Annotated in this window: 11 protein-coding genes, 1 tRNA gene and 1 pseudogene; 12 read left to right on the top strand and 1 reads right to left on the bottom strand. The window is 66.7% G+C overall.

The genetic code is table 11. The features are described 5' to 3' along the window. Window positions 1–37 precede the first annotated feature (37 nt). The 7 genes and pseudogenes from ACFE7K_RS11950 to ACFE7K_RS11920 all read left to right on the top strand — a co-directional run bounded on the left by ACFE7K_RS11950 (window position 38) and on the right by ACFE7K_RS11920 (window position 10192). The gene (locus ACFE7K_RS11950) at window positions 38–1507 is read left to right on the top strand and encodes a TolC family outer membrane protein (protein WP_375398420.1); all 1470 of its coding nucleotides are present in this window, start codon (window positions 38–40) and stop codon (window positions 1505–1507) included. Between the two features lie 34 nt (window positions 1508–1541). Continuing rightward, window positions 1542–2072 (top strand): DUF2497 domain-containing protein, encoded by a 531-nt coding sequence (locus ACFE7K_RS11945; protein WP_375398419.1) that lies wholly within the window; start codon window positions 1542–1544, stop codon window positions 2070–2072. A gap of 94 nt (window positions 2073–2166) precedes the next feature. After that, window positions 2167–4218 (top strand): prolyl oligopeptidase family serine peptidase, encoded by a 2052-nt coding sequence (locus tag ACFE7K_RS11940; protein ID WP_375398418.1) that lies wholly within the window; start codon window positions 2167–2169, stop codon window positions 4216–4218. A 229-nt stretch (window positions 4219–4447) separates the two neighbouring features. Further along, the gene (locus tag ACFE7K_RS11935) at window positions 4448–7144 is read left to right on the top strand and encodes a valine--tRNA ligase (RefSeq protein WP_375398417.1); all 2697 of its coding nucleotides are present in this window, start codon (window positions 4448–4450) and stop codon (window positions 7142–7144) included. Then, window positions 7086–8507 (top strand): annotated as a pseudogene (locus ACFE7K_RS11930) (MATE family efflux transporter); the annotation flags it as partial. The gene ACFE7K_RS11935 and the pseudogene ACFE7K_RS11930, both read left to right, overlap by 59 nt. A gap of 159 nt (window positions 8508–8666) precedes the next feature. After that, window positions 8667–9656 (top strand): porphobilinogen synthase, encoded by a 990-nt coding sequence (gene hemB / locus ACFE7K_RS11925; protein ID WP_375398449.1) that lies wholly within the window; start codon window positions 8667–8669, stop codon window positions 9654–9656. Continuing rightward, window positions 9653–10192 carry a GNAT family N-acetyltransferase gene (locus ACFE7K_RS11920; RefSeq protein ID WP_375398416.1) on the top strand — a complete coding sequence of 180 codons (540 nt, stop codon included), beginning with the start codon at window positions 9653–9655 and terminating at the stop codon, window positions 10190–10192. Before hemB ends, ACFE7K_RS11920 begins: the two co-directional genes overlap by 4 nt. Window positions 10193–10201: 9 nt before the next feature. On the opposite strand, the gene ACFE7K_RS11915 is transcribed toward ACFE7K_RS11920, so the two are convergent. Next, window positions 10202–10699 (bottom strand): hypothetical protein, encoded by a 498-nt coding sequence (locus ACFE7K_RS11915; RefSeq protein WP_375398415.1) that lies wholly within the window; start codon window positions 10697–10699, stop codon window positions 10202–10204. A gap of 83 nt (window positions 10700–10782) precedes the next feature. Between ACFE7K_RS11915 and ACFE7K_RS11910 the strand changes: the two genes are divergently transcribed. From ACFE7K_RS11910 to ACFE7K_RS11890, 5 genes are all read left to right on the top strand, one after another. Next, window positions 10783–10859: transfer RNA gene (locus ACFE7K_RS11910), tRNA-Arg, on the top strand. A 41-nt stretch (window positions 10860–10900) separates the two neighbouring features. Then, entirely contained in the window at window positions 10901–11650 is a 750-nt protein-coding gene (gene rpiA, locus ACFE7K_RS11905) for a ribose-5-phosphate isomerase RpiA (protein ID WP_375398414.1), read from the top strand. An 85-nt stretch (window positions 11651–11735) separates the two neighbouring features. Continuing rightward, window positions 11736–13820 carry a transketolase gene (gene tkt, locus ACFE7K_RS11900; protein ID WP_375398413.1) on the top strand — a complete coding sequence of 695 codons (2085 nt, stop codon included), beginning with the start codon at window positions 11736–11738 and terminating at the stop codon, window positions 13818–13820. After that, on the top strand, window positions 13820–14947 hold the full coding sequence (gene tal, locus ACFE7K_RS11895; protein WP_375398412.1) for a transaldolase: 1128 nt from the start codon (window positions 13820–13822) through the stop codon (window positions 14945–14947). The genes tkt and tal overlap by 1 nt, the downstream gene beginning before the upstream one ends. 68 nt (window positions 14948–15015) lie before the next feature. Beyond that, window positions 15016–15658 (top strand): NADP-dependent phosphogluconate dehydrogenase (locus ACFE7K_RS11890; RefSeq protein ID WP_375398411.1); only part of this gene is annotated, 643 nt, incomplete at its 3' end.

The following is a 15658-nucleotide window of genomic DNA, read 5'->3' as shown; positions in this document are numbered from 1 at the left end:
TCCGGTACGCGCGTTGCTTCTCGCGGGCGCGGCTTCGATGACGGCGCTGGCGGCGATACCGGCGGCGGCCGATACGCTGCGCGACGCGCTGGTGGCCGCCTATAAGACCAATCCCGCCTTGGCGGCCGACCGCGCGGGGGTTCGCGCGCTTGACGAGAATGTGCCGATCGCGCGGTCGGGTGGCCTCCCGTCGGTTCGCGCCACGGGCAATTATACCGAGAACGTGCTGTCGTCGGGCGATTCGCTGTTCGCGCCGGCGCGTGAGGCGCAGGCCGGCACGCAACTGGTGGTGCCGGTCTATACCGGCGGGCGCGTGACCGGATCGGTGCGCGCCGCCGAAACGCGGGTCGATGCCGGGCGGGCACAACTGCGCGGCAGCGAATCCGACCTCTTCGTGGGAGTGGTCGGCGCCTATATGGACGTCATCCGCGACGAGGCGATCGTCGCGCTCAATCAGGAAAACGTGAAGGTCCTGAATACCAATCTGGAGGCGACGCGCGACCGCTTTCAGGTCGGCGACCTGACACGGACCGACGTCGCCCAGTCGGAAGCGCGGCTGAGCATCGCGCGCGCGACGCTCGACCAGTCGCGGTCGCAGCTGATCGCCAGCCGCGAAAATTATGTCAGGCTGGTCGGCAACCCGCCGGGCACGCTGGAGACCCCGCCCGCCTTGCCGAACCTGCCCGCAGCCTCCGATGACGCCGTCGACCTGGCGCTCAAGAACAATCCGGCGCTGATCGGCGCCCGCCGCGCGGCAGACGCCACGCGGTTCGACGTCGACGTCGCCAAATCGGCACGACTGCCCCAGATATCGGGGGTCGCCGGCGGCAGCTATTACAATTATCTCGGCTCCTATGGCGCGGGCACCGGCGTGCGGCCGGACCAGTCGGGCACGGCCGGCACGGTCGGTGTCCAGCTGACGCTGCCGCTGTTCCAGGCCGGACTTCCCGCCGCGCAGATCCGCCAGGCGCAGGAGCGTCGCGTCCAGGCGATCGACCAGGCGACGGACGTCGAGCGCGGCGTGATCGCGCAGACGCGGTCGGCCTATGCGATGTGGAAGTCGGCGTTGCAGGTGATCACCTCGTCCGAGGCGGCGGTGTCGGCCAACAAGCTGAGCCTGGAAGGCGTGCGCGCCGAGAACAGCGTCGGCAACCGCACGATCCTGGACATCCTCAATGCCGAGCAGGAATTGCTCAACAGCCAGGTGACCCTGGTCAGTGCGCGGCGCGACGCCTATGTCGCGGGTTTCGCGCTGCTGGCGGCGATGGGCCTGGCGGAGGCGCGCGACCTGGGCCTGGACGGCGGCGTGCTGTACGATCCCACGATCAACTTCAACCGCGTGCGCAACAGGATCGGTGACTGGAGCACCGGTCCCGTGCCGCAGGCGGGCGGAACCAGCACTGTGGGCACGGCGCCACAGGACGCGACCGTTACGCGCCCGCTGGATCCCGAACTTAACCAACCTGTTGACACGACGACGCCGAATCCCGCAGGTGTTGGCAAATAGCCGTCCTGTACGGCGATTGTGGGACGGCCTTGGCATGGGTGATGTGAGCGCGGAACCGTCGATGGAGGACATCCTATCCTCCATCAAGCGCATCATCGCCGAGGACGGCGATCCCGCGTCGCGGCCCCGCCGTCGGATGGGCAGCGCGCGTTCCTCGCTGGACGACCCGGCCGACGATGTCCTCGTCCTCAGTGATCCGGCGCCGGAACCGGCGATGACGCCGGTTTCGACCGTGGAGCCCGCGGCGTCCAGCCCGGCCATCGGCCAGCCAGTTGCGGAACGGGCGATGCGGGAGTTGGCGCCCGGCGCGCCGGAACCCGTGTCGTTTTCACCGGCGGCGGCCGAGACGATCGTCTCGCCGGGTACCGCCGAAGCGAGCCGTTCCACGCTGGACACGTTGTCGCGGCTGATCGTGCGGCCGGAAGTGACCGGCAGCGACACGCTGGAGGGCATGGTGCGTGACATGCTGCGTCCCATCCTGCGCGAATGGCTCGACGCCAACCTGCCCGACATGGTCGAACGGATGGTCGCGCGCGAGATATCCCGGATCACCGGCCAGCGCTGACGGGCACCCGTCGGCGAGGACAGGCGGAGGGCGTTGCGGCGAAGCTCAAGGACGCGGTTGCCGTGCCCCGCAAACGTGCCCTATCGTCGTCGGTATGAAGAATCTTCTGTTCGCGGGCATCGCGCTCGCCGTCATCGCCTTTCCCGCCACCGCCCGCCAGCTGACGATCGAGGATGTCACGATGCTCAGCCGGGTGTCGTCGCCCGCGGTTTCCGCCGACGGCCGATGGCTCGTCTGGCAGCAGCGCGAGACCGATCTGGCCGCCGACAAGGGCCGGTTCGATCTGTGGCGCCTCGACCTGGCGACCAGGGGCGCCAAGCCCGAGCCGCTGGCGGCGGAGGCAGATGTCGACGAAACCGCGCCGCAATTCTCGGCCGATGGCCGGACGGTCTATTTCGCGTCGGATAGGGGCGGCGAGGCGAACGTCTGGTCGATCCCGATCACCGGCGGCGGCGTGACGCAGGTCACCAGCCTGAAGGGCGGGTTCGGCGGGTTCAAGGTCGCGCCGACCGGCGACAAGCTGCTGATCTGGGCCGATCGCCTGCCCCGCGCGCCGACCAGCGAGCCGGCGACGGTCAAGAAGCCCGCCGATGCCGGCAACGGCCGGACGTTTGACCGCCTGTTCGTCCGCCATTGGGCAAGCTGGGCCGACGGCACGCGGTCGCAGCTGTTCGTGCTGCCGCTGGCCGACGGCAAGGCCGCCGGATTCGGCACGGCGATCGGGGGCGCCTTGGTCGGCGATACGCCGTCCAGGCCGTTCGGCGGCGGCGAGGAGGTGGCGTGGTCCGCCGACGGCAAGACCGTCTATTTCGCGCTGCGCGAGGCGGGGCGGATCGAAGCGCTGTCGACCAACCTCGATATCTTTGCCGCGCCCGCCGACGGATCGGCCGCGCCGGTCAATCTCACCGACGCCAATGACGCCACCGACACCCAGCCCAGTGTCTCGCCCGACGGGAAGTACCTCGCCTATCTGGCAATGAAACGACCCGGTTATGAAAGCGACCGGACGGTACTGATGCTGCGCGATCTCGCCACCGGCGGGACGCGCGCCGTGACCGAAAACTGGGATAGGTCGGTCGGGTCGATCGCCTGGGCGCTGGATTCAAGGCATATCCTCGTCACCGCCGAAGACGTGCAGGAAAACCCGATCTGGTCGGTCGACCCGGCAACCGGCAAGGTGGCGCGGCTCACCGGCGACGGCAATGTCTCTGCGGTGGTGCCGACCGCGAAGGGTCTGGTGTTCGCGATGAACAGCCTGACCGCGCCGGACGACTTCTACATGCTGTCGGGCGCCGGCAGGAGCGGAGGCAAGCCAGTCCGGCTGACCAATGTCAACGCCGACAAGCTCGCCGGCATCGACATGCCGGCGGTGACGCGATTCAGCTTCAAGGGTGCCAATGACGACACCGTCTGGGGCTATGCTGTGAAGCCCTATGGCAGCACGGGCAAGGTGCCGGTCGCCTTCATGGTCCATGGCGGGCCGCAAGGGTCGAGCAACAACAGCTGGTCGTACCGCTGGAACCCGGCCTTGTTCGCCGGCGCGGGCTATGGCCTGGTCGCGATCGATTTCCACGGGTCGACCGGGTACGGGCAGGCATTCACCGACGCGATCCGCAACAATTGGGGCGGCTGGCCGCTCGAGGACCTGAAGAAGGGGCTCAAGGCCGCGACCGATAAATTCGCGTGGCTCGATGCCGACAACGCCTGCGCGCTCGGCGCGTCCTATGGCGGCTATATGATGAACTGGATCGAAGGCAATTGGCCCGATCGCTTCAAGTGTATCGTCCAGCATGACGGCGTGTTCGACGCGCGCGCGATGGCGTACGAGACCGAGGAACTGTGGTTCGACGAATGGGAACATGGCGGCAAGCCCTATTACGAAGACGCCGCGGCCTATGAGAAATGGAACCCGGTCAATCTGGTCGACCGATGGCAGACGCCGATGCTCGTCATCACCAGCGACGGCGATTATCGCATTCCCAATACCCAGGGCATCGCCGCGTTCACCGCGCTCCAGCGCCGCGACGTGCCCTCGCGCCTGATCGCCTTTCCCGGCGGCAGTCACTGGGTGCTGGCGCCCAAGGAAAGCCGGCAATGGTATCGCGAGGTGCTCGGCTGGATGGGGAAATATACCGGGAGGGAATAGTATCTCTTGCGTTCGTCCCTTCCTATCTTGGTCCCGGAGGATGTTATGGGCAAGCTAAAGCAAATCCGCCCGAGCGACCTGGCAACAAAGCGGGTTCTGGCACCAGACGGTTTTGCCGGGACGACCTGCCACCCGATCTTTTTACCGCGTTGAGCGAGGGTCACCTGCGGTTGCCGACGGACATAGCCGACTTGGAGTGATGGGGTTGGACCGCTAAGGCCGTCCCACCATGACCGAACTCCCCAAGACCTTCGACCCCGCCGAGATCGAGGCGCGCTGGTATGCGCATTGGGAGACGAACGGCCTGTTCCGCCCCGACCGCCCGGGTGCGGAGCCGTGGACGATCGTCAACCCGCCGCCCAACGTCACCGGCTCGCTCCACATCGGCCATGCGCTCGACAACACGTTGCAGGACATCCTGACGCGCCATGCGCGGCTGAAGGGCAGGGACGCGCTGTGGGTGGTCGGCACCGACCATGCCGGCATCGCCACGCAGATGGTGGTCGAGCGCCAGATGGCGTTGCACCAGCAGAAGCGCACCGACTTCACGCGCGAGCAATTCGTCGAGAAGATATGGGCGTGGAAGGCCGAAAGCGGCGGCGAGATCACGCGGCAGCTGCGCCGGCTCGGCTGCTCGATGGACTGGGCAAACGAGCGCTTCACGATGGACCCGGCCTTTTCCCGGGCCGTGCTCAAGGTGTTCGTCGATCTCTACAACCAGGGCTTGCTGTACCGTGACAAGCGGCTGGTGAACTGGGATCCCGGCCTAGGCACCGCGATCAGCGACCTGGAGGTCGAGACGCGCGAGATCAACGGCAAGTTCTGGACGCTGCGCTATCCGCTGGCTAACGGGGGCGGGTTCATCGAGGTCGCCACGACACGGCCCGAAACGATGCTCGCCGACATGGCGGTGGCGGTGAACCCGGCCGACGAGCGCTATACCGCGCTGATCGGTAGACAGGTGCGGCTGCCGATCACCGGGCGGCTGATCCCGATCGTCGCCGACCAGCATGCCGATCCCGAACTCGGCTCGGGCGCGGTGAAGATCACGCCGGGGCATGATTTCAACGATTTCGAGGTCGGCAGGCGCGCCGGGATCGAGGCGCGCGACATGCTCAACATGCTCGATGCCAAGGCCGCGGTCACCGATTGCGGCGGCGTCCCTGCGTCGCTGGTCGGCCTGGACCGGTTCGCGGCGCGTGGGCGGATCGTCGCGATGCTGGAGGAAGAGGGCGCGCTGGTCCGCGTCGAGGACCGGGTGATCCAGACGCCGTATGGCGACCGTTCGGGCGTGGTCATCGAACCATGGCTGACCGACCAATGGTATGTCGACGCCGCGACATTGGCGAAGCCAGCGATCGCGGCGGTGCGCGATGGGCGCATCAATATTGTGCCGAAGACGTGGGAAAAGACCTTCTACAACTGGATGGAGAACATCCAGCCTTGGTGCGTGAGCCGGCAATTGTGGTGGGGGCATCGGATACCGGCCTGGTTTGGCAACGACGGCAAGATCCATGTCGCGCTGAACGAGGGCGAGGCTCGGACGCAAGCCGGGCCGGATGTACGGTTGGAACAGGATCCCGACGTCCTCGACACCTGGTTCTCCTCCGCCTTGTGGCCGTTCGCCACGCTGGGCTGGCTGGACGAAAATCCTCCCCGTTCCGGGGGGGATTTGAGCTTGGGCGGCCGCTATCCCAACGACGTCCTCGTCTCCGGCTTCGACATCCTGTTCTTCTGGGGCGCGCGGATGATGATGCAGGGGCTGCACTTCATGAACGAGGTGCCGTTCCGCACGCTCTACCTCCACGGCCTGGTTCGCGCCGCCGACGGTGCCAAGATGGCGAAGTCCAAGGGCAATACCGTCAATCCGCTCGGGCTGATCGACCGGTACGGCGCCGACGCGCTGCGTTTCTTCATGGCGGCGATGGAAAGCCAGGGCCGCGACATCAAGATGGACGAGAAACGGGTCGAGGGATACCGCAACTTCGCGACCAAGCTATGGAATGCGGCGCGTTTCTGCCAGGCCAACGGCATCGGCGGGGCGGCAACGCCCGAAGCGCCGGAGGCGATCCTCGCCGTCAACAAATGGATCATCGGCGAGACGATCCGGACGGTCCAGGCGGTCGACCTGGCGCTGGCCGACTATCGCTTCGACGGGGCGGCCAATGCGGTGTACCAGTTCGTGTGGAGCCGCTTTTGCGACTGGTATGTCGAGCTGATCAAGGGCGCGATCGATGACGAAACCCGCACGGTTGCCGGCTGGGTGCTCGACCAGATACTGGTCCTGCTCCACCCGTTCATGCCGTTCATTACCGAGGAGCTCTGGTCGAAGCTCGCGGTGCGCGAGCATGACCTGATCGTTGCGCGCTGGCCGATGGCCGACGCGCGGGCGATCGATTCCGGGGCAGCGCGCGAGATCGACTGGCTGATCCGCCTGGTCGGTGAAATCAGGACAACCCGCACCGAACTCAACGTGCCGCCGGGTGGGCGCCTGCCGCTCAACGTGTACGATGCCGACGATATCCTGAAGCAAAGGCTTGCCGATCAGGACGGAGCGCTCCGGCGGCTGGCGCGGATTGCGGATATCACGATCATGGGCTCCGACTATTTCCTCGAAGTGGCGGGCGAGCCGACCGACCTCAATCTTCTTGCGGAAGCCCGGCTTGGGTCGGCCCAGATCGTGATTGACCAGGCGACTTTCGTCTTGCCGCTCGACGGCGTCATCGACCTCGGCGCCGAGCGTGCGCGGCTGGCCAAGGCGATCGCCGCGGCGGCAAAGGAGCGCGATGCGCTGGCCGGTCGCCTGGCCAATCCCAGCTTCGTCGAGCGTGCCAGGCCCGAAGCGGTCGACAAGGCCCGCGCCGACCATGCCGAGAAATCGGCCGAGGCCGAGCGGCTGTCGGCGGCGCTGGCGCGGCTGGGATGAGTGGTTTTCCGACATCGTCATGTCTGACATCGTCTGCGCGGTGCGGGCCGGGATTATTTTTGGCCGGGGCAACGGCGTAGCGATGGCGACCCCCCCGCAAACTCGTCCCGCCGAACGCGATCTCACCAGCGGACCGATCGGCCGGACACTGCTGGTCTTCGCGCTGCCGACTCTGGCCTCCAACGTTCTGCAATCGCTTAATGGCTCGATCAACGCGATCTGGGTCGGGCGCTTCCTTGGCGAAGGCGCGCTGGCCGCGACCAACAACGCCAATATCATCATGTTCCTGACGTTCGGCGCCGTGTTCGGGTTCGGCATGGCCGCGACGATCCTGATCGGCCAGTCGGTCGGCCGCCACGATATCGACGGCGCGCGGCGGGCATTCGGGTCGGCGTTCGGCCTGGTGGTCGGCGGCGCGGCGGTGATCGCGGTGCTGGGCTGGCTGTTCGCGCCGCAGATCCTCGACCTGCTGGCGACCCCCGGCGCGGCACGTCCGATGGCGCTGGCCTATCTTCGCGTCATCTTCCTCGGCCTGCCGCTGTCGATGCTGGGCGTGCTGGTCCAGATGAGCCTGCGCGGAACGGGCGACGCGCTGACGCCGCTCTGGTTCATGGTGCTCAGCGTCGTGATCGACAGCGGTTTCAACCCGTTGCTGATCGAGGGCATCGGGCCGTTCCCCAGGATGGGGATCGCCGGCTCGGCGACCGCGACGTTGCTGGCGTCGATGGTGTCGGCGACCGGACTGGTGATCTACGTCTATGCTCGCGACCTGCCGATCCGGCTGCGCGGCGCGGAACTGCGCTATTTGTGGCCGGCGCCCGCGCTGGTCCGCACGATCGCTGCCAAGGGCTTGCCGATCGGCGCGCAGATGCTGGTGATGTCTACCGCCGCGCTCACGATGGTCGGGTTGGTCAATCGGCTGGGCGTAGACACCGCCGCCGCCTATGCGGTGTCGCAACAGCTCTGGACATATATCCAAATGCCCGCAATCGCGATGGGCGCCGCGGTAAGCGCGATGGCCGCGCAGAATATCGGCGCGGGTCGGTGGGACCGGGTCAACGACATCACCCGCGCGGGGATCACCTATAATACCGCGATCACGCTGATCGTGATCGTCGCGATCCTGTTGTTCGATCGACCGGTCATGGCGTTGTTCATCGGCAGCGACAGTCCCGCCATCCCGATCGCGCGCCACATCCAGCTGGTGTCGAGCTGGACGTTCGTGATGTTCGGGGCGACGATGGTACTGTTCTCGACCGTCAGGGGAAACGGCGCGACGGTGCCGCCGCTGCTTATCCTGATTGTCGCGCTCTATCCGGTGCGGATCGGCTTTGCGCTGTTCGCGCGGCCATGGATCGGGGCGGACGCCTTGTGGTGGTCGTTTCCGATCGGGTCGCTGGCGTCGCTGGCCATGGCGATCCTGTATTACCGCTATGGCAAGTGGCGCGTAGGCCCGCGGGCCGGCTGCATCCGACCGGCTAGGCGACTTGCGTCGGCGGGTCGGCGGGATCAGAAGCCCCAAATGAGCCGATATCCAGCCCTTCGCCTGCGTCGCACCCGTGCCACCGCGTGGAGCAGGCGGCTGCATGCGGAAACCGTGCTGACCCCCGCCGATCTGATCTGGCCGCTGTTTATATGCGAAGGCCAGGGCGTCGAGGAGCCGATCACGGCGCTGCCCGGCGTGTCGCGTTGGTCGGTGGACACTATCGTCGCGCGTGCCAGGGAAGCGCGCGACCTGGGCATTGCCTGCATCGCGCTGTTCCCCAACACGCCGCCCACGCTGCGCACCGATGACGGGCGGGAGGCGCTGAACGCCGACAATCTGGTGTGCCGCGCGATCCGCGCGCTGAAGGCGGCGGTGCCGGACATCGGCGTGCTGACCGACGTCGCGCTCGATCCCTATACGATCCACGGCCATGACGGCCTGCTCGACCCGGCCGGCTATGTCGTCAACGATGCGACGGCCGACATGCTGGTGCGTCAGGCGCTCAACCAGGCGGCGGCCGGCGCCGACATCATCGCGCCCAGCGACATGATGGACGGCCGCGTCGGCCTGATCCGAGCGGCGCTGGAGGCGGCGGGCCATGTCAACGTCCAGGTCATGGCCTACGCCGCCAAATATGCCAGCGGCTTTTACGGCCCGTTCCGCGACGCCGTCGGCAGCCGCGGCCTGCTGAAGGGCGACAAGCAGACCTATCAGATGGATCCGGCCAATGCCGAGGAGGCGCTGCGCGAGGTCGCCCTCGACCTGGCCGAGGGCGCCGACAGCGTGATGGTCAAGCCCGGCCTGCCTTATCTCGACATCGTCGTGCGGGTGAAGGCGGCGTTCCAGGTGCCGGTCTTTGCGTACCAGGTGTCGGGCGAATATGCGATGATCGAGGCAGCGGTCGCGGCCGGCGCGGCGGAGCGCGACACGATGGTGCTGGAGACTCTGATGGCGTTCAAGCGCGCCGGGTGTTCGGGGGTGCTGACCTATCACGCGCTGCACGCGGCAAAGCTGCTCGCCAGATGATCGCTACGCCCCGCCTGGTTCTCCGCCCCTGGCGTGAGGACGACAAGCCGGCGTTCGCCGAGATCATTAACACGCCGGCGATGATGGAGCATTTCGGGGGCATGACTGTTCGCGAAGCGCTCGACGCCCTGATCGATATGCAGGTCGCCAAACAGGCACGCGACGGCCATTGCATGTGGGCGGTCGAGGATCGCGGCGATGGTGCGCTGATCGGTATTTGCGGCGTGCGGATCGCCGACCATTACATCGATCTGCCGATCAGCGGCGACCTGGAAATAGGCTGGCGCGTCGCCGAACCGTTCTGGGGCAAGGGCATCGCGCGTGAGGCGGCACAGGCGAGCATCGCCTGGGGCTGGGCCAACACGGCCGCGCCACGAATCGCGGCCTGGACGACGATCGAGAATACGCGCTCGTGGGGGCTGATGGAGCGGCTGGGCATGAAGCGCCGGGTCGATCTGGACTTCGTCCATCCGCGGTTCGAACCCGATGATCCGTTCGGCGCGATGATCGTCTATGCAATCGATCGGCCGGCATGAGCGGTCGTGCTATTTCTGGCCGAGCAGCGCCTTGATCGCCGCGATCCGGGCGGTTTCGCCTTCGAGCTGCGCCTGCGCCTGGGCGCGTGCGGAATCGAGTCGCGGATACGGCGCCGTGCCGGCCTCGCCGCGATCAGTGACCAGCCGTTCCAGGTCGGTGACCGTCGACAGCGTCTCGCCGCGCGCCGTCTCCAGGTCGGCCAGCGCGGCTTGCGCCCCCACCCAGGCGTCGCTGCCGACGATCTGGCTTTGCGGTCGGCGCGCAGCGGATTCGGCACTTGCCGCTTCGCCGGCGAAGGTCTTGTCGTTCGCTGCGAGGAGCGCGACCATGGAGGCAAGCCTTGCATCGAGCGCCGCGTCCGCCGTCACAGCGACCGGCGCCGTCACCGGCTCCGCATCGCCGCGCGTTTCGATCGCGCGCGGCGCCAGGCTGGGATAACGTGTAGTGCTGGCAGCGCAGGCGGTGACGGCCAGCAGGCCGATCGAGGCGAACGCGGTACGTTTCATGGCGGTGGATCTAGAACGCGGCGATGGCGCGCGCAACGTACTTGCGCTCGTCCGGCAACCTCTCTAAGCCCCGCCTCTCCCGCGCACCCGTAGCTCAGCTGGATAGAGCATCAGACTACGAATCTGAGGGTCGGGCGTTCGAATCGCTCCGGGTGCGCCAGTTTTCTTTCCGCCTATCCCCTCCGCCTGAAGGTGCTTTGCATGGACGATCCGCAAGGCCCGGACGGCGGCGGGCGGGGCGTTGGCCTAGTGAGCCAGGACGCCGACAAGCACGCCGCCGCCGCCGCCGCAGTCGCCGAGGTGCGTGACGGGATGATCGTCGGCCTTGGGACCGGCTCGACCGCCGCGCACGCGATCCGCCTGCTCGGCGAGCGTGTTCGCGACCAGGGATTGCGGATCAGGGGCGTTGCGACCTCGACCGAAAGCGAGGTTCTCGCGCGGCAATGGCAGATCCCGCATCACGACCTGCGGTTCGACGGCCGGGTCGATCTCGCGATCGACGGCGCCGACGAGATTGACGACCGGTTGTTCGCGATCAAGGGCGCAGGCGGGGCGATGCTGCGCGAAAAGGTCGTCGCGAGCGCCGCCGACCGGATGATCGCGATCATCGACGGCACCAAGCGCGTGACGCGGATCGGCGCGGCACGCGTGCCGGTCGAATATTGGAGCGCCGCGCGCGGGTTCGTCGAGCGCGCGCTGGGCGCGCTGGGCGCGGATCCTGTCCGGCGGATGAAGCAGGACGGCGATCCCTATCGGACCGATCTCGGCAACGACGTGTTCGACTGCGGCTTTGCCGGCATCGACGATCCGGCCGCGCTCGACCGCGCGCTGTCGGCCATTCCCGGTGTGTTCGGCCACGGCCTGTTCCTGACCCAGATCGACGTCGCCTATATCGCGACCGGCGGCGTCGTTACGAAGATGGAACGCGAGCCGCCAAGCGGGGTGGCATGAGCGTCCGGCGGCGCCTATAGCTGCCCGACGGGCGCAACCTCCATGCCGTGCCTGCGTTCAACCCGACGCTGCTGGAGCTGATGACATGGCCGACACCGAAACCATTGCGCATGACGTCGATCAGGTGCGCGAGGATGGCTCGCCCGATCGCCTGGCGATCGACACCATCCGGACGCTGGCGATGGATGCGGTGCAAAAGGCCAATTCGGGCCATCCGGGGACGCCAATGGCGCTGGCCCCTGTCGGCTATACCATATGGACGAGGTTCCTGAAGATTGACCCCGACAAGCCGGACTGGCCCAATCGCGATCGGTTCGTGCTGTCGGTCGGGCATGCGTCGATGCTGCTCTATGCGCTGCTCCACCTTGCCGGCGTGAAGGAGGTTGACGGGGACGGCAAGCCGACCGGCAAGCCGGCGGTCGGCATCGACGACATCAAGGCGTTCCGCCAGCTTGGGTCGAAAACGCCCGGCCATCCCGAATATCGTCACACCACCGGCGTCGAGACGACCACCGGCCCGCTCGGCCAGGGCTGCGGCAATTCCGTGGGCATGGCGATCGCCGAGCGCTGGCTGGCGGCGCGCTACAACAAGCCCGGCTTCGATCTGTTCGATTATGATGTCTACACGCTGTGCGGCGACGGCGACATGATGGAAGGGGTCAGCGCCGAGGCGGCAAGCCTTGCCGGTCACCTCAAGCTGGCCAACCTGTGCTGGATCTACGACAGCAACCACATTTCGATCGAGGGCAGCACCGCGCTGGCCTTTGACGAGGATGTCGGCAAGCGCTTTGAAGGCTATGGCTGGAACGTCATCCATGTCGATAACGCCAACGACCTCGATGCGCTTACCGCTGCCTTCGAGACCTTCCGCCGCACCGACGACCGCCCGACGTTCATCGTCGTCCACTCCGTCATCGGCTGGGGATCGCCCCGCGCCGGCAGCGAGAAGGCGCATGGCGAGGCGCTGGGCGAAGAAAACGTCAAGCAGACCAAGCAGGCCTATGGTTGGCCGGACGACAAGTTCTTCTATGTCCCCGATGGGGTGAAGCCGGCATTCGAGCAGGCAGTCGCCGATCGCGGCCGGCCCCGGCGCGAGGCATGGGAGGCGATGATCGAGCGCTATCGCGCCGACGAACCCGCGCTGGCCGCCGAGATCGACGCGATGCTGGCGGACACGCTGCCCGATGGATGGGACGCCGACATCCCGGTGTTCGAGCCCGATGAGAAAGGCATCGCCAGCCGTGAATCCAGCGGCAAGGTGCTCAACGCCATCGCCCCCAAGCTGCCCTGGCTGATCGGCGGCGCGGCTGATCTATCGCCATCGACCAAGACCGACGTCAAGGGCGCGCCTTCGTTCGAGGCCGCCGATTATGGCGGACGGAACTTCCATTTCGGGGTGCGCGAACACGGCATGGGCGCGGTGGTCAACGGCATGGCGCTGTCGCACCTGCGCTCCTATGGCAGCACGTTCTTCGTCTTTCTCGATTACATGCGCGCGCCCGTGCGATTGTCGGCGATCATGGAGTTGGGCGCGTTGTGGATCTACACTCACGATTCGATCGGCGTCGGAGAAGACGGGCCGACCCATCAGCCGATCGAGCATCTGGCGACGATTCGGGCGATCCCCGGGCTGGACACGATCCGTCCGGGCGATGCCAACGAGGTCGCCGAGGCGTGGCGCTGCGCGCTGCGCGACAGCGACCACCCGACCGCGCTGGTGCTGTCGCGCCAGGCGCTGCCGACGCTCGATCGCACTAAATATGCCGCCGTTAGCGGACTTGAAAAAGGCGCCTATGTCCTCGCGGACAGCGACAATCCGCAGGTCATCCTGATCGGGACGGGCAGCGAGCTCAGTCTGGCGGTCAAGGCGCACGAGCAGCTGAAAAGCGAAGGCGTGGCGAGCCGCATCGTTTCGATGCCGAGCTGGTTCCGCTATGAGCGCCAGTCGGACGACTATAAGGAAAGCGTGCTGCCCAAGGCGATCAAGGCGCGCGTCGCGATCGAAATGGCCGGCGAGCTGGGCTGGGATCGTTATGTCGGCCTGGAGGGTCGGGCGATCAGCATGGCGACTTTCGGCGCGTCGGCACCGCTCGCCAAGCTGCAGGACAAGTTCGGGTTCACCGTCGACAAGATCGTCGCGGCGGCTCGCCAGGTGATGGAGACCAAGTGATGGGCCGGCTCAACGACCTCGAACGGCAGGGCCAGGCGATCTGGCTCGACTTCGTCGACCGCAAGTTCCTGGCCGAGGGCGGCCTCCAGAAGCTGGTCGACGAGGACGGATTGACCGGTGTTACGTCGAATCCCTCGATCTTCGAAAAGGCGATGGGTCACGGCAACGCTTATGATCCTGAGCTGGCCGAGTTCAACAAGACGCATCCCGGCGCGTCCGCGATGGCGCGGTACGAATATCTGGCGATCCAGGATATTCAGGCGGCGGCGGACACGCTGCGGCCGGTCTATGACCGGCTGGACGGCAAGGACGGCTATGTCAGCCTGGAAGTGTCGCCCTACCTCGCCAACGATACCGACGCGACGATCGCCGAGGCGGCGCGGCTGTGGCAATTGGTCGACCGACCCAATCTGATGATCAAGATCCCGGGCACCCCCGGCGGCGTCCCGGCGATTGCGGCGACGATTGCGGCGGGGATCAACGTCAACGTGACGCTGCTGTTCGCGATCGACGCCTATAAGGCAGTCGCCACGGCGTTCGTCGAGGGCCTGGAGATGCGCGTCGCGCGCGGCGATCCGATCGACCGCATCGCCAGCGTCGCAAGCTTCTTCGTCAGCCGTATCGACAGCAAGATCGACGTCCGGATCGAGGCGCTGGAAAAGACCAGCGAGGACGAGGCCGACGCGCTCGCCACGCTGAAGGGCAAGGTCGCCATCGCCAATGCCAAGCTGGCTTATGCCTGGTACCGGGAATTCGTCGCCTCGGACCGCTGGCGAGCGCTGGCGGCCGAGGGCGCGATGCCGCAGCGGCTGCTCTGGGCATCCACCGGCACCAAGAACGCCGCATATTCGGACGTCCTGTACCTCGAAACGCTGATCGGGCCCGATACTGTCAACACCGTGCCGCCCAAGACGATGGACGCCTTTCGCGACCACGGCATGGCCGCGGCGACGCTGACCGCCGATGTCGATGAGGCGCGGCACGTGCTGGCCGAGGCGGAGCGGCTGGGCCTCGACCTGGCCGGCGTGACCACATCGCTGGTCGAGGAAAGCGTGGCCTCGTTCGCCAAGTCGTTCGACGATTTGCTCGGCGCGATCGCCGCCAAGCATCTGGTCGAGGCGAACTGATCGATCACCCGCGCCATTATTGCTGGCTGACGGCTTCCTGCTTTGCGAGGCCCATCTGAGGAGCGTCCATGAAAATCGGAATCATCGGGCTGGGCCGCATGGGTGGCAATATCGCCCGGCGGCTGATGCGCTGCGGGCATGAAACGGTTGTCTATGATCACGGCGCCGACGCGGTGAAGCAGGTCGTTGCCGATGGCGGCATCGGCGCCGACTCGCTGACGGACATGGCGGGCAAGCTCGATTCGCCCCGCATCTTCTGGGTAATGCTTCCCGCCGGCGAACCGACGGAGAGCACGATCGACGCACTCGCCGCCGGTCCCGCGCAGCGGGGCGACATCATCATCGACGGCGGCAATACCTTCTACCGCGACGACATACGGCGTGCGCGGGCACTGGCCGAAAAAGGCATCGAATATGTCGATGTCGGTACGTCGGGCGGCGTGTGGGGTCTGGAACGCGGCTTCTGCATGATGATCGGCGGCCAGAAACAGACCGTCGCGCTGATCGATCCGATCCTCGATGCCCTGGCGCCTGGGCTGGGCACGATTCCCCGCACGCCCGGTCGTACTGCGGAAGCGGGCGAGGATCCGCGCGCCGAAAAAGGCTATATCCATGCCGGTCCCGCCGGCGCCGGTCATTTCGTCAAGATGGTTCATAACGGCATCGAATACGGCCTGATGCAGGCCTATGCCGAGGGCTTCGACATCCTGA

The sequence above is a fragment of the uncultured Sphingomonas sp. genome (genome assembly GCF_964244265.1).
Classification (GTDB): domain Bacteria; phylum Pseudomonadota; class Alphaproteobacteria; order Sphingomonadales; family Sphingomonadaceae; genus Sphingomonas.
The sequence above is the reverse complement of the archived record's forward strand: the minus strand, read 5'-3'. Positions and strand labels throughout refer to the sequence as shown.

What these genes read in the sequence shown, in the direction of transcription:
- ACFE7K_RS11950 (WP_375398420.1), top strand. Translation starts at nt 38, where the DNA reads ATGACGGCGCTGGCGGCGATACCGGCGGCGGCCGATACGCTGCGCGAC.
- tkt (WP_375398413.1), top strand. Translation starts at nt 11,736, where the DNA reads ATGGCCGACACCGAAACCATTGCGCATGACGTCGATCAGGTGCGCGAG.
- rpiA (WP_375398414.1), top strand. Translation starts at nt 10,901, where the DNA reads ATGGACGATCCGCAAGGCCCGGACGGCGGCGGGCGGGGCGTTGGCCTA.
- hemB (WP_375398449.1), top strand. Translation starts at nt 8,667, where the DNA reads ATGAGCCGATATCCAGCCCTTCGCCTGCGTCGCACCCGTGCCACCGCG.
- ACFE7K_RS11915 (WP_375398415.1), bottom strand. Translation starts at nt 10,699, where the DNA reads ATGAAACGTACCGCGTTCGCCTCGATCGGCCTGCTGGCCGTCACCGCC.
- ACFE7K_RS11945 (WP_375398419.1), top strand. Translation starts at nt 1,542, where the DNA reads ATGGGTGATGTGAGCGCGGAACCGTCGATGGAGGACATCCTATCCTCC.
- ACFE7K_RS11935 (WP_375398417.1), top strand. Translation starts at nt 4,448, where the DNA reads ATGACCGAACTCCCCAAGACCTTCGACCCCGCCGAGATCGAGGCGCGC.
- ACFE7K_RS11920 (WP_375398416.1), top strand. Translation starts at nt 9,653, where the DNA reads ATGATCGCTACGCCCCGCCTGGTTCTCCGCCCCTGGCGTGAGGACGAC.
- tal (WP_375398412.1), top strand. Translation starts at nt 13,820, where the DNA reads ATGGGCCGGCTCAACGACCTCGAACGGCAGGGCCAGGCGATCTGGCTC.
- ACFE7K_RS11940 (WP_375398418.1), top strand. Translation starts at nt 2,167, where the DNA reads ATGAAGAATCTTCTGTTCGCGGGCATCGCGCTCGCCGTCATCGCCTTT.